The following is a 19992-nucleotide window of genomic DNA, read 5'->3' on the forward strand; positions in this document are numbered from 1 at the left end:
TTCCTGCGGTAGGTTTTCTCAGGTTCGATCTAGGGCTGTTCACATGCTGCAATCTCTGAGTAACAAAACGAAGGTACAGTTGCGCGACGTTGGGCGGCGGTTCGGGCTTGAAGTCCGTCTGAATGGCGTCAATTCGCGCGATGATTTGCGTTTGGTGCATTTCCTTCGCATGCATGAAGTCGATCTCGTTATCGATGTCGGCGCCAACAAAGGCCAGTTTGGTACAATGCTGTTTGCGGCGGGGTTCCAAGGCTCGATGATTTCGTTTGAACCACTGCCAGACGCACATTCCGAACTCATGCGCACGACTAAGGCGTCAGGCCGGCGCTGGATAGTGGGACCGGCTGTTGCGCTGAGCGACACCACCGGGTCGGCTACGTTCCATGTTACGGAAGCATCGACGAGCAGCTCGCTGCACGAGCCGCGCGAGTCGTTCGTGGAACATACCCCTCAGGTGGCCGTCGCCAAACGGATCGAGGTCAAGACAGAGCGGCTCGATTCCTTCGCAAATATGATCGATCTTGCTGGCAAGCGAGCGTTCTTAAAACTTGACGTGCAGGGCGGCGAAGCTGCTGTTCTTGCAGGTGCCTCCGCGGTATTGCCGCAACTGCGAGGCATCCTAACCGAACTGTCGCTGGTCGAGCTCTATACAGGTCAGGCGACGGCGCAGGAGGTGCATCAACTCATTGGCGGCAGTGGGTTCGAACTGTGGGACGTCTGGCAAGGGTATAGAAATCCGCAGACGCAGCGACTAACACAGATTGATGCGTTGTATTTTCGTCCAAGCCAGGCTTGAGACTTTGAACAATGAGCCGGCTGGTTCGAGAGTGAACCCAGCTCCAATCAGGAACTTTCCGACGATCCAAGCAACGAATGGAACGGGCCGCACGGATTGTTCGAATACCATGAACGTCGTTCAGATTGTTGGCTGCGCGCTCAACACTGGTGCGGGTCGAGGAATCCGCGCCGTGCACGAAGCCTTATTGGATGCAGGAATCCGTTCACGCATCCTAGGGAGGGTTGAGCGGGACCTTCCAGAGGACTTGTTCGCCAGAAGAGTTCCTTTGCTGCAACGCCTGCCTGTCGGCGTTAAGAACCGTGTCTACATGTGGCATTTGATGCGGCAATTCGGCGTGATCCCGCCGAATTTTCATCCCATCTCTCACGGCCTCCGCCTGCACAATTCGCCGGAATATCGAAGGGCTGATGTTATCCATGTCCAGTGGGCCCACGCGCCCACGCTTGGGCCGGCATTCTGGCGCGCAATTGGGCGCGAAAAACGTCCGGTGGTCTGGACGCTTCGCGACATGTGGCCGTTCACCGGCGGCTGTCATTTCTCTGGTCCGTGCGAGAAATATGCCAGTGGTTGCGGCCAATGCCCACTCCTGGGTGGAGGGGACGAAAAGATTACATCTGACGATATTGCCTTTAAGGCCGAGCACTACGGCCCACAATCGGTATTCGTCGCGATCAGCAACACGATTGCCGAGCAGGCGCGTAGGAGTGTGGCCCTGAGCGAGCGACAAATACATGTAATCCCAAACAGTGTTCAAATGAGCCAGCTTCGCGCAATGGACAAGGCGCAGGCGCGTAGCGCATTGGGACTCCCGGCGAAGAAATTCGTTATCGCCACTGGTGCTTTGAATTTGGCCGATCCGCGCAAAGGCGCGGATATCATGCGGCACCTGCTCAATATATATCGAGAAGACAAAAACGTTCATTGGTGTCTGTTTGGAAATGGCCTTGCAGAACTCGTCGATCCGGTGCCTGAAAACTGCACCAGTTTTGGCCTCCTCCGCGACGATGTCATTCTAAACCAGATATATTCGGCGGCCGACGTGTTTGTAATGCCCTCACTTCAGGAGTCGTTCGGCAAGGTCACGGTCGAGGCAATGGCATGCGGAACTCCCGTCATCGGGCTCGTAAAAACGCCAGCCGAGGAGATTATCAGTCACGGGCAGACCGGATGGCTGGCAAAGCACGGTGACGCTGACGCAGTAGTGGCCGCTGTTGAGACGGCACGAGCCCTGCCAGTTCCATTGTTACAGAATTTTGGACTGAGAGCACGCGCCACCGTAATCGACAGATACTCACCAGAGGCTATCGCTCGTCTCTATATTGACCTGTATGAATCTTTGTTGAGTGGCAATCAAGCATGACCCGCGGCGACCGTCCTGAGGGGGTGAGGATTGGCGCGCGCTCCATAATCGCGGCGCGGAGCGTCCTCGACATTCCGCCGGATTGCCTGGCTGGCAGCGCGCCCTCCAAGGTCACACGTTTTCTTGCATCGACGCATGCCGCTTCGATTGTATGAAGAGCTATTTCTTCAACAGCGCGTGGATGATGGCCGACAGCCTCGTTGCGCGGATCCTGGGCCTTCTGGTCACAGTCGTCGTCGCGCGATATCTGGGGCCCGAAGATTTTGGAATGTACGCCTATGTCATGTCCATGGTCGCCTTGTTCGGGATCATTGGCCATATGGGGCTGGACGGACTTCTGATTCGTGAACTGCTCGATTCGCGCCGGATGCAATCCGAAACGCTTGGCATTGCGTTCGTCATGAAGGGCGCCGGCTTCGCTGTGGCCGTCCTGGGGCTCCTGACGTTCGGGCTGCTGATGCCCGGTAATCTTCCCGAGGAACGCTGGCTGTTCGTGCTGGCAAGCCTTGCCGTTGCCATGCAGCCCATCAGCGCGGTGCTGGGCAATTGGTTCCGCTCGCGAGTCGAGGCGCGCTATGCCGTGGTTTCCAACCTCGCCGGCGTGGTGGCGGGGGGAGCATTCAAGGTGGGCGCCGTTCTCGCCGGTGCGGGAGTGGTCGCCGTGGGAGTGGGCCAGACCCTAGGCGCGGCGATCGGAGCCATACTGCTGATCGTAATGTTCCTGCGGCATGGAGGTCCGGCGCCAGGCAGCTGGTCCTTCTCGCGGAAGCGGGCCAGGACTATGCTTGGCGAGGGCGTGATGATCTTCGTAGGATCCATGTTCGCAGTCATCTATCTTAAGATAGATCAGGTGATGCTGCGGGCCATGCAAGGCCCCGAAACGGTCGGCATATACTCAATTGCATCGCTCCTCTCCGAGGCGCTTTATTTCATCCCGGCGGCGATCGTCGGCACGGCTTTTCCAAAACTTGTGCAGATAAATGCCGGGGATCCCGCGGCATTCGCGGAACGCCTGCAGGATTTGTTCGACATTCTCGCGACCTCGGCGCTGATCGTGCTGGTCGGCCTGTTCGCTCTAGGCCCGCTAACGATCAATCTTGCCATGGGTCCATCCTACTCCCCCGCTGTCCCGATCTTTCTGGTTCACGTATTGTCGTTGCCGTTCATATTCCTACGCCAAGGCTTTAGTCGTTGGGTGATTATCAAGAACATGGCCAAGTTCTCTATGATGACCCAGGGCGCCGGGGCGCTGCTCAACGTTGGGCTGAACCTAGTGCTCATTCCCCAATTTGGGGGCATAGGAGCGGCAGCTGCGACCCTTTTCTCCTACGCGGCCGCATCCTACTTCGCCTTGCTCTTGTCCTCCGACACACAGCCGATCTTCCGCATGATGACCAGATCGTTGTTTCAACCGTGGCGCGGCATCCGAAAACTAATGACACTCTACCGAAAATTGAGGAATGGCTGAAGATGACCGAGTTCATCGACAAAGCGGCACGTTTCCAGAGGTTCGCAAGGCGTTCTCCCCGCCAGGCGGCTCGGGCACTTTTCGTGGTCATGCTCGACCGCCTGCGCGCCGGATTGATCCGGCCCGCGAGTCGCAGCGGGTTCCTTGCGTCGGTCTATTTCACGTTTTTCAGCAGTCGCTTCTATCGGGAGCATCGCGCCGTCCTGTCCGGGATCGTTGCCAATCTGAACAGCGACATCGCCGTCCAGAGGAGCTCGTCGCAGCTGCGCCGCAACATACATCGCCTTGAGAAGGGGCTGATCATGCGCCCGAGGAGGGCCGTATTTGCGGAGGATTACATCGAGGCCACCGTATCTCTGTTTCTGCGCGGCGCGGCTGGAGCGGCGCTCGACCGCGATGAGCTGAAATGGGCGGCAGACGTGCTGACGACCTATTTCTCGGTGGTTTCCGAGACACCGAGGATCAGGAAGGCAAAGGAGCGTTTCTTGGCATGGCCCGGTCAGGCGCTGACGCCAAGCTTCGTGCCTTATCCAAGCTCCAGCCGTGCATGCAGCGACATCAGCTTCGATCAGCTCTACGCACTGTTTTCGGAGCGGCGTTCGGTTCGATGGTATTCTCCCACGCCCGTCCCACAGGATCTTGTCGAGAAGGCCGTTTCGGCCGCCTCTCTCGCTTCCTCCGCCTGCAACCGCCAACCCTATTCGTTCTTGCTGTTCCGGGATCCGGAAAAGGCAGCCCGCATCGCCTCCCTCGCCGGCGGGACAGGCGGTTTTTCGAAAAACATCCCATGCCTGATTCTGATTGTGGGAGACCTCTCCTACTATGTACATGAACGCGACAGGCACCTGGTCTATATCGACGCGTCCCTTGCTTCGGCTCAGTTGATGCTCGCTTTCCAGACCTTGGGCCTGTCGACCTGCGCCATCAACTGGCCCGATGTCGAGGAAAATGAAAAGGCCCTCCAAGCAGCCGTCGGATTGAAGGCCTATGAGCGGGTGATCATGTTCATTGCGGTAGGCTACGCCGATCAGAATGGCCAGATACCATACTCTCAGAAAAAAGGGGCGGATCTCTTGCTTCAGGCGCTATGACACTGACATTTGAAATAAGAAAAGCCGGATTCGAGAACAAGGGGGCGGCGATGATGCTCATCGCAGCCTCACAGGAAGTGAAAGCGCGGTACCCAACTGCTCGGGTTGCGGTGGCTCCCGATGCGACCAGCCCATATGAACTTCGGGCGCGGTATGGTCTTTGGCACAGGGCCGAGCTAGTCCGCCGCGGCGTTGACCTCGGCAAGATCGTCCAGTTCGCCCCGGGCAAGCTGCGTCACCGTTTCGGATTCGTAACGGAATCGGAGGTGGATATTATCCTCGACGCTGCCGGTCTAGCCTATTCGGACCAGTGGGGAGCGCAGCATACCGAGGACTTGGCCCGCCGTGCCGTCGCGTGGAAGCGCGCGGGCAAGCGCCTCATTCTGCTGCCTCAGGCACTTGGTCCGTTTGGTACGGATCGCATTCGCCGCGCAATAAATGTCGTTGCCGACCACGCGGACCTGATTTTCGCGCGCGATAAATACTCGATGGAAAATCTTGTCGGTGCCGTAGGCGGCCGTGCATCGATCCGGCTTGCGCCCGACTTCACCAATCTGCTGATAGCTCGTCCGCCCGCCAATCCTCCGCGAGGCGAGAAACTGGTGGCGATCGTGCCGAACGCGCGGATGGTCGACAAAACCAGCGGTGACGTAAGCGGCAATTATGCGGGTTTTCTGCGGCAAGTGGCGAGTATGTTTCAGTCGGCGGGTATGACCCCGTTCTTCCTGATTCATGAGGGCGCCGGGGATCGAGTGTTGGCCGAGCATGTCAACGCACAGCTCTCCGAACCCATTCAGATATGGACGGCAGGGGATCCTCTCGAGGCAAAAGGCCTGATTGGCAAATGCAGCGGACTGGTCGGCAGCCGCTACCATGCCCTGATCAGCGCCTTGTCCCAGGGAGTGCCAGCGGTTGGCACGGGCTGGAGCCATAAATACCGAGCCCTGTTCGAGGATTATGGCTGCGAGAATATGCTGGCCGATGTGTCGGCTAGCGAGGAAGGTCTCGAGGCCAGGCTTCGCTCCCTCATCGACGGTAGTCAACGCGCCGCGCTCTCAGATGAACTCGCAGAGCCCAGGGCGCGAATCAAGGACGGTGTGCAGCAGATGTGGAAGGACGTGTTCCAGCTTCTTGACAAGGCTGCCTGACTTGCGTCTGTGCTGGCATTTCAACTGGGCATCCGCGCCTTCGGCGACTAGTATTTGGCTGTTAGATCGGAGCTAGGCTTTTGCAAACTGTCGAGAGAGTGGTATATGTGAAAACCTGTGGCGGTCACAGGAAATCATACCTGATTACGCTGAGTGATATCTTTGGAATGGAAAGAGCCTTTGGGCGTATTACTGCTAAGATGGCTTATAAGTTGATATCTTGCAGGAAATTATTGTTTGCTACGCTCGACGAACATATATTTTCATTCGTCTGTTTCTCCTTAGTAAGAAGCCTTCTTGGAAAGAATACTGTTGCGTTGTTTCTGCGGCCGGAGCAATGTTTCTTACCAGGCAAGCTTAAATACCGTCTAAAATGGCTGCTTTTCAGAGCTTTGCGACACCTTCCCGGTCTCACAGTTGTAGCCATAACCCCGTTCGATGTAGTGGCCAGCTACGCTCAGGTGGCCACTGCAGGTGTGCGCGATCCTGAGTATTGGGACTTGCATGACGGTGTATCCGTTCTATCTCCGAAGGAGACCAGCCTATCTGCCCAACTTCGCTCGATGGCAGGTCGCAAGCGCCTGTGCACTGCGGTCGGCATTCTGAATGCCGGGAAGGGCTTGGAGTTCCTTGCCAACGCTCTGGAGCAGTTTCCGGAAATCAAGGAACACACTCAGATTGTGGTGGCGGGCTCAGCAAACCCGCACACCCGCGACGTGTTAAAAAAACTTTCTGCTACAGGAGCGGTCGTGATAGACCGATTTCTTTCTGACGCCGAACTGCTGAGTTTGATAAGTACCTCAGAGCTAATCTGGGCATGTTATAATCCCGCATATGACCAGGCCTCCGGCATTTTTGGTCGTGCAGTACAACTGGGCTCGGTACCTATCACTCGTGAGGGGGCAGTGGTTTCTCGGCTGGCGTTCGAGTCCGGAATCCCCTTTATTCCAGTGAGATATGGGGTCACGGAGCAGTTGGCGGAGGTCTTGATCGCAGGACGGTCAATTGTCAGTGACCAGATAGGTCCAGACCACGGCGAGATTGGTGAATGGCGTCGGACTTTTATCGAGGTTATAAATGCAGGTCTGGCAGGAAGGAGTTGATTATTGTCAATGTCCTTCTGACCAATTGAGGTATTTTCCAAGTATCAGACGGACTGTACATAATTATACAGACTCGTATTCGGAACAAGGATTCTTATGGTAAATGGAAGGAAAGGCCGTTCCTCCCGGGGTGCGCGCTCGGTTGTCGCGGCTACTTCTGGTATGGCTCTCTGGTTTGCGACTTTTGCGAAGGCGCAAGACTTCCACGGTCAGCTATACCCCCCTATGAATGCTCCGCTTGAAGTTCTTTTTGCGCAGGGGCGTAATCTGTCACTTGGAGCCATGTTGATAGCGGTTGTTGTGACGTTAATGTTGGGGAAGGGGATTCGCCGTATAGACTGGCGCAATGCATCAATGTACATAGCAGCAGTTAACGTGTTCATTATTTTTAAGTTATTTCTCTATGGTAACTCGGAGATTTTTATCTTAGGGTCATTTGCGATAGCTATTCAAATATTAGTGTTTGTAGTATGTGCATCACGCTACGAGCGAGAGAGCTTTGATGGATCAAACCTCATGCCTCACGTAGTAAAGGTTATCTACATATTTTCGATTCTGTTTTTGTCATGCAATGTGTATGCATACATCTATTTTCCCGGTAGCTCGGCTGTCAAGTTTAGTGGGAGATTTTTCGGTGTAACCGCAAACCCGCAGCACTTGGCGATGGTGTGCGCTTTGTGCGTACCGGCGCTATTGTATTGTGTCGTTCATTACGGAGTAAAAAGCATTGTTGGAGTGTCGGCGGGGGCCATGTTGGCGTGTGTCCTTTTTCTCGAGTATCAATCAGGATCTCGGTTAGGGTTTTTTGGGACGCTGCTGTGTATTATTATCGGTTGTCGGGTTTTTTTGGACCGGCGCCGTATCGTTTACGTGTTGATTTTATCCATTTTGGCGTTACCCTTGGTCTATTTCTCATTTTATGATTCAATATTAGACTTAATTCGATCGCGTTTCGTGGAAGGGCGTTCCGATACTCGGTCTGAGTATTGGGTCGCGGGATGGAATCAGTTTCTTCAAAGTCCCTTGATTGGGAGCGAGCCAAGCGGAGAACCGGCCAAGTATTATTTTACTGTAAGTTCTTGGATATCTGCAGCATCCAGCGGGGGAGTGATAGCGTTGGTATTTCTGCTAATGTTTCTTATGTCTTCTATCGGATATGTTTTTAATGTTAATAGATTAAGGAATCGTCGTGTGGATACGGAACACGTGGACCTATATTTATCGGCCATTGTGTTGATTCTCGCGATAAGCGTCTTTGAGGCCGTGTTCCTTGGTGTATTTTCCTCTCATACAATGATGGTCTATTTGTATATTGCTGGTGCTGGTTCTCTAGTCGGCGCAAAAAGATTCCTGAACGCGCCGCATCGCAAGTTTTATGGTGCAAGCGGACTTGGTGTTAGGCCACCTGCGATGAACACAAAATAGACGGAAATAGCTATGACGACACGTAACATCGAATCGATTGCGTTCGCTTGGTCCGGTCTGCCAGACTACGCCGCTAGATGCATTCGTGTCGTAATTGACCGATTTCCTGGACGCGTGACAGTGATTGGAACCCGGCCGATTGTGCCGATTGCAGGCATGGAACGTTCTCTCGGTCAGGCTGTACACTGGATTGATGGTCGGGACGCCAATGCGGACTGGACGCGCTTGGGCATACGCCGGCCCGACTTATTTTTCCAAGGAGGATTTCACTGGCCCGCCTTCAATTCGCTCGCTGTCCACTGCCGGTCGAACGGCGGAAAAGTGATCTTGCAAACCGATTCGAATTGGCAAGGAACCCTGCGGCAGCACCTGCTTGATCCGATACGACATAGCGCTCTTTTGAGACGGCGCTTCGATGGCGTGTTTGTGCCAGGCGTTTCGGGAACAATATACGCCGAGCGCATGGGTTATCGGCCAGGCACGGTGCTCCAGGGAATGTACGGCGCCGATCCAGCGTTGTTCAACGGGGGTGCACCCCTCCATTCTCGCCCCAAGCGCTTTTTGTTCGTTGGAAGACTGGTGCAGGTGAAGTTCGTTGTTGCCCTGGCGCAGGCGTTTGTGGACTTCGCTGCTGATAATCCGGATTGGTCGCTTCAGATCTGTGGGGCCGGGCCATTGCGGGACCAACTGCCTCGTCATCCCTTGATCGAGGTCTCCGATTTTCTTCAGCCGGCGCAACTTGCTGATGTGTTCCGGAATGCGCGCTGTCTGGTCCTTCCATCCCTGTCCGAGCCCTGGGGCTTGGTGGCGCATGAAGCTGTACTCAGCGGATGCGCTCTTGCCTTGTCACAAGTTGTTGGCGCGGCATCGGACCTCGCAACGAAAAGCAACTCGGTTTTGTTTCGTCCCGGTGATGTGAATGCCATCACTGACGCCCTGCGGTCCATCGCTTCCTGGGATACGCACCACTGGCAGGAAGCAGAAAGCGCGTCTCGATCGGTGGCCACGAAATTTGGGCCGGAGCCATTCGCCAATGCTGTTGCTCGGTTTATCGACAAAATGCACAGCGAGATGTGAGTCGAGTGACGGACGGAGAATTCGGTGTCGTGTTTCTTGAGGTGGCTGGATCGATCTGGTTGCAGAGATGGTCGGTCATATGAAGGTCGTGCAGGTTGTGGCATCAGTTGCTGCGGAAGCCTCAGGTCCAAGCTATTCGGTTCGGCGGCTGTCCGATTCTCTGTGTGAACGGGGGATCGAATCGCAGCTGTGGAGCACGATAACGAGAGGGCAATCGGACCCCAACGTTGCGCGCTCCCGTGTTTTTCCCTGTGATTTTGGCCAAGTACCGGTCGCCAAGAGACTGTGTTTTTCAAGGAGGCTTCACGAGGCGTTGGATCGATCAGCCAGCTCCGGGGCGATTTTTCACTCGCATGGGCTCTGGCTGATGCCGAATGTCTACCCCGGCTGGAGCGCGGCGCGATATGGGCGACCATTGATTGTATCTCCCAGAGGGATGCTGGGTGAAGCTGCGCTTCAATTCTCTTACTATAAAAAGCGGGCTTTTTGGGCAATGGCACAGAAGCGCGCGCTCCACCCCACATCCTGCTTCCACGCTACCAGTCTGCAGGAATGTCTGGAACTACGTGCTTTTGGACTGACCGCGCCGGTGGCAATTATTCCGAATGGCATCGATTTGCCTTTGTTGGCCGAGAGGCCAAAAGAGGGTGAACGAATGCGAACTGTACTTTGCCTGAGTAGGATACATCCCAAGAAAGGAATTGATCGTCTTATTGAAGCATGGGCGCGTATAGAAGCGGAGCATGGCAATTGGCAACTTCGGATTGTCGGTCCTTCCGAGAAAGGGACCAGGGAGGCGTTGGAGCGACGTTGCAGGGCACTCGGTTTGGCCAGAGTGGTTTTTGAAGATGCCGTCTTTGGCGAGGCCAAGCAAGAAGCGTATCAGGATGCCGACTTGTTCGTTTTGCCTACTTTGAATGAAAATTTTGGTATGGTGGTGGCCGAAGCCCTGGCGAATGCGACACCGGTAGTCTGTACCGTTGGCGCACCATGGAAGGGGCTCGCCGAACATCGATGCGGTTGGTGGATAGATCATGGAATAGAGCCACTTTCCGCGGCCTTGAAAACCGCCATGGCGATGCCGCGAACGTCCCTGGATGCAATGGGATCGCGTGGCCGGGCATGGATGGAACGCGATTTCTCATGGCAGAGGATCGCTGCCAACATGGTCCATGTCTATCGCTGGTGCGTCAAAAGCGATGAGCAGCCGGACTTTGTGCTCACTGATACATGATCGATGCTTCGAGCCAAACTCTCGCTCGCGCCAGGCTCGCAGCCCGCAGTCACAAAAAGGAGGCCATCACCGGCCTCTGGATGATTGGACAAGATGGATCCCGCTAATTTAGCCTCGCATGTAGCCGCCAATCGGGCGTCACGGAAGTGGTCCAGGAAGGAAAAGCTGGGTCGCTCCCTTTGGGCTCTTACGGGGCCACTGTTCTCGCTGAGCCCAAGGCTTCTGTGGGGATGGCGGCGGTTTTTGCTCAGGCGGTTCGGCGCGACTGTCGGCAAGGACGCGCATGTCTATCCCTCTGTGCGGATCGCCATTCCATGGAATCTTGTCATCGGTGACTCCGCTGCCGTTGGCGACAGAGCTGTGCTCTACGCCTTGGGAAAGATCAGTATCGGGGAGGCCGCCACAATTTCGCAGGGTGCACATCTATGTGCGGGTTCGCATGACCACAGGGATCCTCGAATGCCGCTCACGAAACCGCCGATCTCCATTGGTGCCGGGGCATGGATCTGCGCCGATGCATTCATCGGTCCGGGAGTCACAATTGGTGAACGAGCCGTGGTCGGAGCCAGGGCTGTCGTCGTACGTGACGTCGGTCCCAATCTGGTTGTTGTTGGGAACCCGGCCAGGAGCATCGGTACACGCTGATATCAGAGTCAAAGATTGCCATCACCGTCGTTTTCCCCGTCAAGAATGAAGAGGCGAACCTCGGAAAATGCCTTTCTCGTCTGAGCCGGTTTTCCGAAGTAATTGTAGTCGACTCTTCCAGCACCGATTGCACTCCAGTTATTGCAAAACGAATACGGTGCGAACATCGTTAAATTCAGTTGGGACGGTTTCGAACGTGGATGAAGGTACTGTCGTGGTCGGAAATTTAGCACGGGTTGTGGGTAAACATGAAATGCCATCAGTCTTGATTCTGACCTACAACGAGGCAGTCAACATTGCAGATTGCATAGCATCAATACCTTGGCGGGAGCAAATCTATGTACTTGATTCGGAGAGTACCGACGGTACTGCCAAGATAGCAGAGGAGATGGGAGCGGTTGTTGTAACGCGACCTTTTACTGACTACGCAGATCAACGCAATTTTGGTCTAACGTTGCCGGGCCTCGATGAGTGGATTGTTATGCTTGACGCGGATGAAAGGATGACGCGTGAGCTAGCAGCGGAGATCGAACATCACATTGAGACAGCAGATGCAAGCGTCGCTATGTTTCGGGTTCGGAGAAAGGACCTGTTTCTGGATCGCTGGCTTCGACGCTCCTCGGGATATCCTACTTGGTTCCCTCGGGTATTTCGCCGCGGAAAGGTTCTGGTAGAGCGCAAGGTAAACGAGAGTTACCGTGCCGACGGTTCTGCCAAGGAGCTTGAGGGCCATATTCTCCATTTTCCGTTTAATAAGGGCTTGGACTGGTGGCTGGAAAGGCACAATCGCTACTCAACGATGGAAGCGAGACTGATTAGGGGAACGCCAATTACGTTGGGTACAGTAAAATGTTTAGTGTCTAGAGATCCCGGTGCCAGGCGCGCGGCACAGAAGAACTTAGCTTACAGGATTCCTGGACGCCCGTTCTTAGTATTTATTTATCTTTATATTATTCGCCTTGGAATATTGGACGGTGCTGCAGGGTACCAATTTGCCTGCCTTAGACTGGCTTACGAAATTATGATAGATGCAAAAGCCGCTCACTCTTCGCATTATGACGCGTCGCCAAAGACTTAAGTATGAAAGTTTGGCTAGATGGTGGTATCCTTGGGCCTATTTCTTATTCACATACTTTCTTAAATTCGGGTTTCTCGATGGGTCAGGTGGATTTCAGTACGCTTTCTACAAAACATGGTATTTTCAAACGATTCGGTTGTTAATTTCTGAGCGGAAAGGAACGTAAATGAGAACTTCTCTGCGTGTGGGCCCGGTATTCTGATGCGCCAACTTAGAATTTTTTTGGAACGGATGATGCGTGATCAGGTACGCCGTCGCCGAATGCCTCAGGAAGTTGGCGGTTTGCCGATTATGGTCTCTACGGCCGGAGGGTTGCGATATTTCTTCAAGCCAATTTCCCAAATCGACCCGGACCTTCTTTCAGCGGCGAGAATGTTGATAAGGAAAGGCGATACCGTTTGGGACATTGGCGCCAACATTGGGCTTTTCACCGTCGCCGCGGCTGGTTTGGCCGGTTCGAAAGGGTGCGTTGTTGCGTTCGAACCAGATACTTCCCTGGTCGCTTTGCTGCGCCGCACCGCCAGCCTTCAGCCTAGTGAAGCCGCAGAACTGCTGATCATCCCCGCGGGAATGGCGGGCGTAATGGGCTTCAGGTCGTTTGCCATTGCCAGCCGCGCACGAGCCTCGAATGCGCTGGCCGAATACGGAAATTCGCAGACGGGCGGTGTCCGTGAGCTGCAAACCATCGTGTGTCTGTCTTTCGATGACTGTCTTAAGTTGCTGCCATCGCCGGATGTCGTGAAAATCGATGTCGAAGGGGCCGAGGCGGAATTGCTTGGTGGGAGTTCTCGCCTCTTGAAAGAGGCGCGTCCGGCCCTGGCTATCGAGGTTTCCCCTCGTAACTCCGTTGAAATTGGTCGTATCCTGGTCGGGAGCGGTTATCGGTTATTCGACGGTGCCAAACCGCTCCTGCCAAATTCCGATATCGAGAGTCCTGCGTGGAATACAATTGCTATCCCTGCCGAGAAGGTTGGTAGGTTTATTCAGAGTTGAAGGGGGGCGTAACATCACCTGGCCGGCTGATTAACGGTCGCGGCCTTTGCCTACATCAAGAACTCCAGGCTGTTGGGGTCCCGACCTGGGATTTACGCATGAACGCAAAAAGCGCCGTGCTCATGCCGCTCGGAACCAGTGAGCTCCAGGCTCTCACCAGGTGAAAGATGGCGGCCTTGCCGGCATGATAGGCCGGCTCGGCCTCCCAGGAATGCAAGGCGATCTCATATCCGGAAAAGTGACGCCGCAACGCCGATCTGGTGTTCAGGCGATAATGGGCTTCGAAGACATCCTCGTTCTTGCGACCTGGCTGGGCGAAATGCAGGATTGCCGATTTGGCGTTCTCCGGCAGCAGTTGGTTGACCAGCGCCACATAGCCGAACTTGTTTGGCGTCCGCACGCAAATCCAGCCACCTGGCGCCAATATCCGGTCGAGTTCCGCTGCTGTATTGGCAGGGTCGGGCAGATGCTCGAAAACGTGATCGGCGATGATGATATCAACCGAGGCATCGGTTAGCGGTATATGAGACCCATCGAAGACTACAGCTTCGTCTATGGAGGGGTTCTCCGATACGGCCGGATCGACGTCGACACCAATTACCCTTCTCACCTTGCCTTTGAGATTCCGGAGCGAACGGCGGTAAGGCAGCTTCTCGTCGGTGTACCATCCTCCGCGCCCGGATCCAAAATCCATGGCAACCATGTTCTCTGAAAGAAGGGCATTCACTCTCGTGTAGAACTGGATTGTTCCGTCAACGCGACTGAAGCCGCCAGCGAGCATTTCTGGATAAGTCCTGGATTCAAAACCGTGGCTCATGTCCGACTTTCTGGGTTGTCATTCCTGGCTGGCGGGTATCAAATCCATAATCAAATGAACAGGGTTACCCGTCAACCAAACTTTGGAAATCTGCCGCCTAAGTGCTTGATCCCATGCTGTGGTGGCATGTTTTCCTGGGAATGAAAGAAGACGCGGTTGGTTAGGTTCTTCCCGGCGACGCCACGCCAGGTAGCCAAAATGAACAACGCGACCCGGACCTCGGATGGAGGAATTGTGAAAAGAGCAGAGATCAAACGTCGCTTCGCAGTGTTGACCTCTGCGGGGATTGTTGCGGGCTTTGCCCTTCTTGCCTTTTGCGGAAGAAGCAGCCTTGCGCAGTCGCCGCAAGACTTCGGCTGGGGCAACATTCCTGAGCTCTCCATGGCTGGCAATCTCAAGGCGTACTGGAACGTGATCGACGGCTCGAAGGGTAAAGCAGCGAAGAACGCCTACGCCCGGGGCTTCGAGCCTGTGACAATTTTGAACACTTACGCGGACTTTCCCGGCGGGCAACGCGAGAACATCACCAGCGCAATAGGTAGTCACCATGTCAATCCGTGGCAGAGACCGCCATTCTTCGAACGCATCATCCGGCGCAATATCCAACGGGCTCCCCCAAAGGGGATCTATGTCCAGGACATAGAATTCCCCTTTGAGGAAGACACCAAGCTCGCTTGGCAAAACCAGACGGCACGGCAAGCTTCTGGCGCGAAGTCGAGGGAAGCCTTCGACGAAGCCTATTTCAAACAGTGGGCGCAATGGTTCTGGCTGCCGCTGAAATGGACAAAGGAAAGCTATCCCACGGCTCGCGTTGGGCTATACGGTGTGCAGCCATTCCACCGCAGCATTTCCCCGGATGCGGCTCAAAACGACGGCACGCACAAGTCGGATTGGCGACTGTGGAAGTATATCGAGCCTTATGTCGATTTCTACGTGGCTAGCATTTACATTTTTTATGATCGGCCTGACGCTGTCTTATACATGGCGGCCAATGTCGAGGAGAATTATCTGCGCACCCGGTCCGTAGGTGAGAAGCCGCTCTACGCCTATGAGTGGCTGCGATTTCACGGCGCAAACAGTGCATTGAAGGGAAAGGAGTTACCATCCTATCTGGTCGAGGCGATGGCGATTGTCCCCTATTTCAGCGGCGCCAAGGGCGTCGTTCTGTGGGGCTATGAGCCTCAGGTGAAAACCGGCACGCAACAGCCTTACGAGCAGCTTCCGCTTTTTGTCCGGTCACTGAGCAGGGTCAGCGCGCTTTCCGAGAAATTAGACCGCGGCCGGCTGCTGATCGACCGACCTGCCCATGAAGTATGGAAAGCACGCGGACCGTTGATCCGCAAAGTGATGGTGGACGAAGACGAATGCATCGTGATGGCGATCAACCCGTGGCAGAGTTACGACAAGCGCACGACATACCCCGTCCAGTGCGGCCAACTCAACGCCCAGATAAGTATCGACGGTCGGCACACAACGCTGGCGGTCCTGAACAGGCGAGGGCTGCAGATCTATTGACCCGAGGCACACAGCCGATTGCGCGCGGCATGGCCAGCAGCGCGAATTTGTCTCGGCGCGTCATCATGGGCCGCATGCTCACGTCAGCGATCGTCCGCCAGTGGAAAGCCAAGAGGCTTGTGAACCGCGGCCATGACCACGGCAGACTGGCCTCTCTGGGGGATCCTCCGTGCCTCTCCTTGACATTGGTCCGCGTATAGCTTTCCCAAGCATCTGGATCGTCCCGCCGCAGGGGCGGCAACAAGATGCACCGCCAATAGTATGTGGCGGCATTCCTTGCGTCGTTTTGAAAATGTCAAAAAGTTAAAGGTGTCACCCAATGACCGAGCGGATCGTGAGTTTTGTCATGAGTGGTGGCATCGGCTCACGACTGTGGCCGCTGTCGCGCGAGGACAATCCCAAGCAGTTCCATGATTTTTCCGGCGATGGCTCGATGCTGGTCAAGACGTTGCGCCGGCTGACGGCGCGGTCGAAGGGCGAAACGCCGGTCTTCCTGATTGCATCGGAGCGGCACGCCGACCGCGTCCATGCCGATCTCGCCGGCCTCGACCTTTCCGGCGGCGGCCCGTTGTTCGAACCGACCGGCCGCAATACTGCCGCCGCCGTTGCCTTGGCGACGCTGCGCACCTTGTCCGAATTTGGCGACAGCCTGGTGCTGGTGGTGCCGTCCGATCATGAGATCACGACCGCACGGCAATTCTGGCAGAGCGTGGAAAACGGCACCGGCGCGGCGCGTGCCGGCCGGCTGGTAGTGTTCGGCATCAAGCCTGGCCAGCCGGAGACCGGCTACGGCTATATCGAGGTCGCCGACGAGAAGGATGGCATCTACGATGTCTCGCGTTTCGTCGAGAAGCCAGACCTCGCAACCGCGCAGAGCTATTTGGCGGCCGGCAATTTCTACTGGAACACCGGCATCTTCCTGTTTCGCGCCAGCGCCATGCGCGACGCCTTCACGGCTTTCGAGCCCGAGATCTGGAAGGCCACCGAACTTGCCTATCAGGCGGCGACGTCAGATCTTTCCGGTCTCTACATGCCTCTGGAACTCTACGCCGCCATTCCGTCGACGTCGATCGACTATGCGATCATGGAGCGCGCCAGCCACATCGCCATGGTGCCGGCCGGCTTCCGCTGGAACGATCTCGGTTCATGGCAATCACTGCTCGATGTCGGTCCGTCCGACAATGACGGCAACGTCATCGTCGGCGATGTCGTCGCCATCGACTGCGAGAACTCCTATATCCGCAGCGACAGTCGCTTGCTCTCTGCCATCGGCTTGAAGGACGTTGCCATCGTCTCGACCGCCGATGCCACCTTCGTCGCCCCGGTCAGCCGCAGTCAAAACGTCAAGAAGATCGTTGAGCAGCTCGAAAAGAGCGGCCGGCTGGAAACCAGGTTCACGCCCGCCGACGACCGTGTGATCGAAAGCGGCGCCTGGCGGCGCCGTGTTCATCACTGGCTGTTCGAAGAGACGATGCCGCTGTGGTCCACGGTCGGGGTCGATGAGCGCCACGGCGGCTTCCACGAGGTACTCGGTTTTGACGCCACACCGCTGAAGAAGCCCAAGCGCATGCGCACCATGGCCAGGCAAGTCTACGCCTTCGCTGTCGCCAAGGCGCGCGGCTGGGACGGGCCCGCCGACCGGTTGATCAGCCACGGCCTCGAATTCATGAACAGGAACGGCCGCACCGACAATGGCGGCTGGGTGCGCACGCTCAATGTCGACGGCACGGTCGCCGACGCAGCCGAGGATGCCTACGATCATTCTTGCGTGCTCCTGGCGCTGGCGCATGCCCATATGGTCGGCAATCCTGACGCATTGCGGCTTGCCGAAGAAACCTTTTCGTTTCTCGACGCGCATCTCGAGGATCACCGCATGACCGGCTTTCTCGAAACGTCGAGCGGCGCGGGCGAACGCCGTTCCAACCCGCACATGCATCTGCTCGAGGCATTTCTGGCCTGGCATCAAGCGACCGGCGAGCTCGCCTATCTTCGCCGCGCCGCGCGCATCGTCGATCTGTTTCGCAGCCATTTCTTCGATCCGGAAAGCTGGACGCTGGGCGAATATTTCGATGCCGAGTGGAGGCCGGCGGAGGGCGAGAAAGGTACATGGACGGAACCCGGCCACCATTTCGAATGGGCCTCGCTGCTGGTCGACTTCACCGGGCGCAGCGGCCAAAGTGACCTGACCGGCTTTGCCAGAAAGCTCTATGCCTCGGCCATCGCCAATGGCCTCAATCGCGCCACTGGCCTTGCCTATGGCGCCGTCTCGCGGCAAGGCCTGCCGCTCGACCGTGTCTCGCGCAGTTGGCCGCAGGCCGAAGCAATCAAGGCGGCGATTGCACTGGACGGTTCAGGCGGCCCCGACCTCAAGCCCGAGATCGAAGCGCGTGTCGGTCGCCTGTTCCGTTGGCACATCAATCCGGCACCACTCGGCCTGTGGATAGACCGGATCGACGAGCGCGGCCGCTCGCTGGCGACCGATGTGCCGGCAAGTATCTTCTATCACCTGGTCTGCGCGCTGACCCAATATCTCGACAGCACCGTAGACGAGCCTCGGTAGAGCGCCCCGTTTGGACACGCAAAGACGCTCTAACATTTGGCTCTGCGCATGACCCTTTCTGGAAAACCGATTCCGATTTCCGGGCGGTAAGGCGGAATAGAAAATCTCTTGATTGAAATAGGCCTTTTTTTTCGTGCCAAACATAGACCAGGCGACGGTGCGGTCGTGCGGATGTTCCGCTAGAGGCAAAAAGACGCGTGCCTGGACGCGGGGGGAGTGAGGATTTTTGTCGTTCAAGAAGATAAGCTTGCTGGCACTCGTTGCCTTGGCGTTTGCGGTTGGCTTCTTTGTCATTGTCGTGAAAAAAGGGACGCCTGTTCGACCGCCACCCCCCAGGCCGCAAGCGGCACTTGAGCCGTTTGACGGCAAGCTTTCCATCCAGGCAGTCGATGATCTTCGCGTCGCCGGCCGCAAGATTGTGTTGTGCGGCGTGGCGTTTACCAAGCCGCAATCCATGCGTGCCATGGTAACGGAGGCGGCGCGCCGGGACTACCAAGGGCTCGCCCTGACCTGCAAGCCGGTCGGCAAGGGGACGCCTTGCGACGGCAATGTCGCCTCAAAGTTTGGTGATGCCATCGTTGTGCAATGCCTCACGTCCGATGGCACGGATTTGGCCGCGAAACTTGCCGAGAATGGCATCTTGTGCGGACAGCCCGCGCAGGCGGGTTCGACCTACAAATCTTGCTTGTCGGGTTCGTAGCTCACGGCTTCGCCAACGGCTCTCGCGTCCGTCATTCCCTCGAATCGCGTGTCATAAAACGAAAGGCAGGATGAGCGATAACGTCAAACAGAGTCGGCCATAATCCCTGTACGAAGCACGGCGCGATCGCGGCCATCAAAGGCCTCGAAATAGACCTGACTTTCCGACAATTTCCAGGAGGGGCCGGCAGCGAAAATGCTAAATCAAAAATCTGCCAAGGTGAGTGTGTCCAATGAAACACAGAGGAAGCCAAAAAGTCATCTCGCAAATGCCAAAGAGGTTGGAATCAAAGCAAAAAGCTGTTACGCGCTTGGTCAATACCTTGGTACTTGGGCGGGGCCGAGGTGCGGCGGGACAAAAAGGATCGAAACGAATGAACGTTATAGTTAAAAGTGCGTTAGCCGGATTTGTCGCCTCGATCGGCTTCGGTCCGGTTTCGTCTTTCGCCCAGGACGCGCCATGCACATGTACGACAGCCTATCAGGCAGCAACGAATTCGATTGGTTCCATCGGGCACGCCAAGGGCGACGTTATGGTTTCGCAAGCCGCCGGCTATGGCCCGGCCAAAGCGGGAAATGCCCTGGATTTCGGCAGCCGCGTAGTGGTCGGTGCTAAGGGATCGGCTTCGGTCAATGTCGGTAGCTGCAACCTGGATGTGCCTGCGAATTCAAGCCTCGACATTTCCCGTGTCGAGAACAATATCTGCCTGAAGGTTGTGGGCTCCGAGCAGGCGGCTGCCGCCGTTAGCTCTGAGCATACGGGTCAGATTCCCCCGGGCGGCAACCGGTCCAACACCCCGCTCTTTATTTTTGGGGGCATGGCTGGTGCGGCCGGTATTCTTGCTGCAACGCAGGATGATGGCGACGCTGTCAGCCGTTAGGCGCAGTTAAGAATACGGCAGAGGCCACGTGACTGCCTCTGCCGTATTGTATTGCCGGCGCCTCTGTGCCTTGGCTTGGCGCGCAGGCTGGAGTCGGGA

Annotated in this window: 18 protein-coding genes; 17 read left to right on the forward strand and 1 reads right to left on the reverse strand. The window is 56.2% G+C overall.

Annotated elements, in window-relative coordinates; all coding sequences use genetic code 11:
- Positions 1–43 precede the first annotated feature (43 nt).
- The 13 genes from AC0L2Z_RS02115 to AC0L2Z_RS02175 all read left to right on the forward strand — a co-directional run bounded on the left by AC0L2Z_RS02115 (position 44) and on the right by AC0L2Z_RS02175 (position 13421).
- Positions 44–796 (forward strand): FkbM family methyltransferase, encoded by a 753-nt coding sequence (locus AC0L2Z_RS02115; RefSeq protein WP_473626451.1) that lies wholly within the window; start codon positions 44–46, stop codon positions 794–796.
- 109 nt (positions 797–905) lie between these two features.
- Positions 906–2159 (forward strand): glycosyltransferase, encoded by a 1254-nt coding sequence (locus tag AC0L2Z_RS02120; protein ID WP_473626452.1) that lies wholly within the window; start codon positions 906–908, stop codon positions 2157–2159.
- Between the two features lie 151 nt (positions 2160–2310).
- A complete protein-coding gene (locus tag AC0L2Z_RS02125) occupies positions 2311–3627 on the forward strand; it encodes a flippase (protein WP_473626454.1) in 1317 nt (438 codons plus the stop codon).
- Positions 3628–3629: 2 nt separating this feature from the next.
- Positions 3630–4718 (forward strand): nitroreductase family protein, encoded by a 1089-nt coding sequence (locus AC0L2Z_RS02130; protein ID WP_473626455.1) that lies wholly within the window; start codon positions 3630–3632, stop codon positions 4716–4718.
- The gene (locus tag AC0L2Z_RS02135; RefSeq protein WP_473626456.1) at positions 4715–5866 is read left to right on the forward strand and encodes a polysaccharide pyruvyl transferase family protein; all 1152 of its coding nucleotides are present in this window, start codon (positions 4715–4717) and stop codon (positions 5864–5866) included. Before AC0L2Z_RS02130 ends, AC0L2Z_RS02135 begins: the two co-directional genes overlap by 4 nt.
- Positions 5867–6033: 167 nt before the next feature.
- Positions 6034–6969 carry a glycosyltransferase family protein gene (locus AC0L2Z_RS02140; protein ID WP_473626458.1) on the forward strand — a complete coding sequence of 312 codons (936 nt, stop codon included), beginning with the start codon at positions 6034–6036 and terminating at the stop codon, positions 6967–6969.
- 162 nt (positions 6970–7131) lie between these two features.
- Positions 7132–8394: an O-antigen ligase family protein gene (locus AC0L2Z_RS02145; protein ID WP_473626459.1), complete on the forward strand. Its 1263-nt coding sequence runs from the start codon at positions 7132–7134 to the stop codon at positions 8392–8394.
- A 12-nt stretch (positions 8395–8406) separates the two neighbouring features.
- Positions 8407–9471, forward strand: a complete 1065-nt coding sequence (locus tag AC0L2Z_RS02150) for a glycosyltransferase family 4 protein (protein ID WP_473626461.1) — start codon at positions 8407–8409, stop codon at positions 9469–9471.
- Positions 9472–9550: 79 nt separating this feature from the next.
- On the forward strand, positions 9551–10705 hold the full coding sequence (locus tag AC0L2Z_RS02155) for a glycosyltransferase (protein ID WP_473626463.1): 1155 nt from the start codon (positions 9551–9553) through the stop codon (positions 10703–10705).
- A 459-nt stretch (positions 10706–11164) separates the two neighbouring features.
- Positions 11165–11350, forward strand: a complete 186-nt coding sequence (locus tag AC0L2Z_RS02160; RefSeq protein WP_366664858.1) for an LbetaH domain-containing protein — start codon at positions 11165–11167, stop codon at positions 11348–11350.
- A gap of 20 nt (positions 11351–11370) precedes the next feature.
- A complete protein-coding gene (locus tag AC0L2Z_RS02165; RefSeq protein WP_473626627.1) occupies positions 11371–11523 on the forward strand; it encodes a glycosyltransferase in 153 nt (50 codons plus the stop codon).
- Between the two features lie 23 nt (positions 11524–11546).
- Complete coding sequence (locus AC0L2Z_RS02170; RefSeq protein WP_473626464.1) at positions 11547–12428, forward strand: glycosyltransferase family 2 protein; 882 nt, start codon at positions 11547–11549, stop codon at positions 12426–12428.
- A 234-nt stretch (positions 12429–12662) separates the two neighbouring features.
- Entirely contained in the window at positions 12663–13421 is a 759-nt protein-coding gene (locus AC0L2Z_RS02175) for an FkbM family methyltransferase (protein ID WP_473626466.1), read from the forward strand.
- 55 nt (positions 13422–13476) lie between these two features.
- Here AC0L2Z_RS02175 and AC0L2Z_RS02180 read toward each other — a convergent pair whose 3' ends face one another.
- Positions 13477–14238 carry a class I SAM-dependent methyltransferase gene (locus AC0L2Z_RS02180; protein ID WP_473626467.1) on the reverse strand — a complete coding sequence of 254 codons (762 nt, stop codon included), beginning with the start codon at positions 14236–14238 and terminating at the stop codon, positions 13477–13479.
- Positions 14239–14436: 198 nt separating this feature from the next.
- Between AC0L2Z_RS02180 and AC0L2Z_RS02185 the strand changes: the two genes are divergently transcribed.
- From AC0L2Z_RS02185 to AC0L2Z_RS02200, 4 genes are all read left to right on the forward strand, one after another.
- Positions 14437–15753 (forward strand): hypothetical protein, encoded by a 1317-nt coding sequence (locus tag AC0L2Z_RS02185; RefSeq protein WP_473626469.1) that lies wholly within the window; start codon positions 14437–14439, stop codon positions 15751–15753.
- A 319-nt stretch (positions 15754–16072) separates the two neighbouring features.
- The gene (locus AC0L2Z_RS02190) at positions 16073–18313 is read left to right on the forward strand and encodes a mannose-1-phosphate guanylyltransferase/mannose-6-phosphate isomerase (protein ID WP_473626470.1); all 2241 of its coding nucleotides are present in this window, start codon (positions 16073–16075) and stop codon (positions 18311–18313) included.
- A 226-nt stretch (positions 18314–18539) separates the two neighbouring features.
- The gene (locus AC0L2Z_RS02195; RefSeq protein WP_473626471.1) at positions 18540–19013 is read left to right on the forward strand and encodes a hypothetical protein; all 474 of its coding nucleotides are present in this window, start codon (positions 18540–18542) and stop codon (positions 19011–19013) included.
- A 232-nt stretch (positions 19014–19245) separates the two neighbouring features.
- Positions 19246–19893: a hypothetical protein gene (locus AC0L2Z_RS02200; protein ID WP_473626473.1), complete on the forward strand. Its 648-nt coding sequence runs from the start codon at positions 19246–19248 to the stop codon at positions 19891–19893.
- Positions 19894–19992 lie beyond the last annotated feature (99 nt).

The sequence above is a fragment of the Mesorhizobium sp. WSM4850 genome (genome assembly GCF_055811735.1).

Coding starts and splice junctions, on each gene's coding strand:
- AC0L2Z_RS02175 (WP_473626466.1), top strand. CDS start 12,663: ATGCGTGATCAGGTACGCCGTCGCCGAATGCCTCAGGAAGTTGGCGGT.
- AC0L2Z_RS02150 (WP_473626461.1), top strand. CDS start 8,407: ATGACGACACGTAACATCGAATCGATTGCGTTCGCTTGGTCCGGTCTG.
- AC0L2Z_RS02155 (WP_473626463.1), top strand. CDS start 9,551: ATGAAGGTCGTGCAGGTTGTGGCATCAGTTGCTGCGGAAGCCTCAGGT.
- AC0L2Z_RS02160 (WP_366664858.1), top strand. CDS start 11,165: ATGCCGCTCACGAAACCGCCGATCTCCATTGGTGCCGGGGCATGGATC.
- AC0L2Z_RS02180 (WP_473626467.1), bottom strand. CDS start 14,238: ATGAGCCACGGTTTTGAATCCAGGACTTATCCAGAAATGCTCGCTGGC.
- AC0L2Z_RS02135 (WP_473626456.1), top strand. CDS start 4,715: ATGACACTGACATTTGAAATAAGAAAAGCCGGATTCGAGAACAAGGGG.
- AC0L2Z_RS02145 (WP_473626459.1), top strand. CDS start 7,132: ATGGCTCTCTGGTTTGCGACTTTTGCGAAGGCGCAAGACTTCCACGGT.
- AC0L2Z_RS02200 (WP_473626473.1), top strand. CDS start 19,246: ATGAAACACAGAGGAAGCCAAAAAGTCATCTCGCAAATGCCAAAGAGG.
- AC0L2Z_RS02185 (WP_473626469.1), top strand. CDS start 14,437: ATGAACAACGCGACCCGGACCTCGGATGGAGGAATTGTGAAAAGAGCA.
- AC0L2Z_RS02130 (WP_473626455.1), top strand. CDS start 3,630: ATGACCGAGTTCATCGACAAAGCGGCACGTTTCCAGAGGTTCGCAAGG.
- AC0L2Z_RS02190 (WP_473626470.1), top strand. CDS start 16,073: ATGACCGAGCGGATCGTGAGTTTTGTCATGAGTGGTGGCATCGGCTCA.
- AC0L2Z_RS02125 (WP_473626454.1), top strand. CDS start 2,311: ATGAAGAGCTATTTCTTCAACAGCGCGTGGATGATGGCCGACAGCCTC.
- AC0L2Z_RS02115 (WP_473626451.1), top strand. CDS start 44: ATGCTGCAATCTCTGAGTAACAAAACGAAGGTACAGTTGCGCGACGTT.
- AC0L2Z_RS02120 (WP_473626452.1), top strand. CDS start 906: ATGAACGTCGTTCAGATTGTTGGCTGCGCGCTCAACACTGGTGCGGGT.
- AC0L2Z_RS02140 (WP_473626458.1), top strand. CDS start 6,034: ATGGAAAGAGCCTTTGGGCGTATTACTGCTAAGATGGCTTATAAGTTG.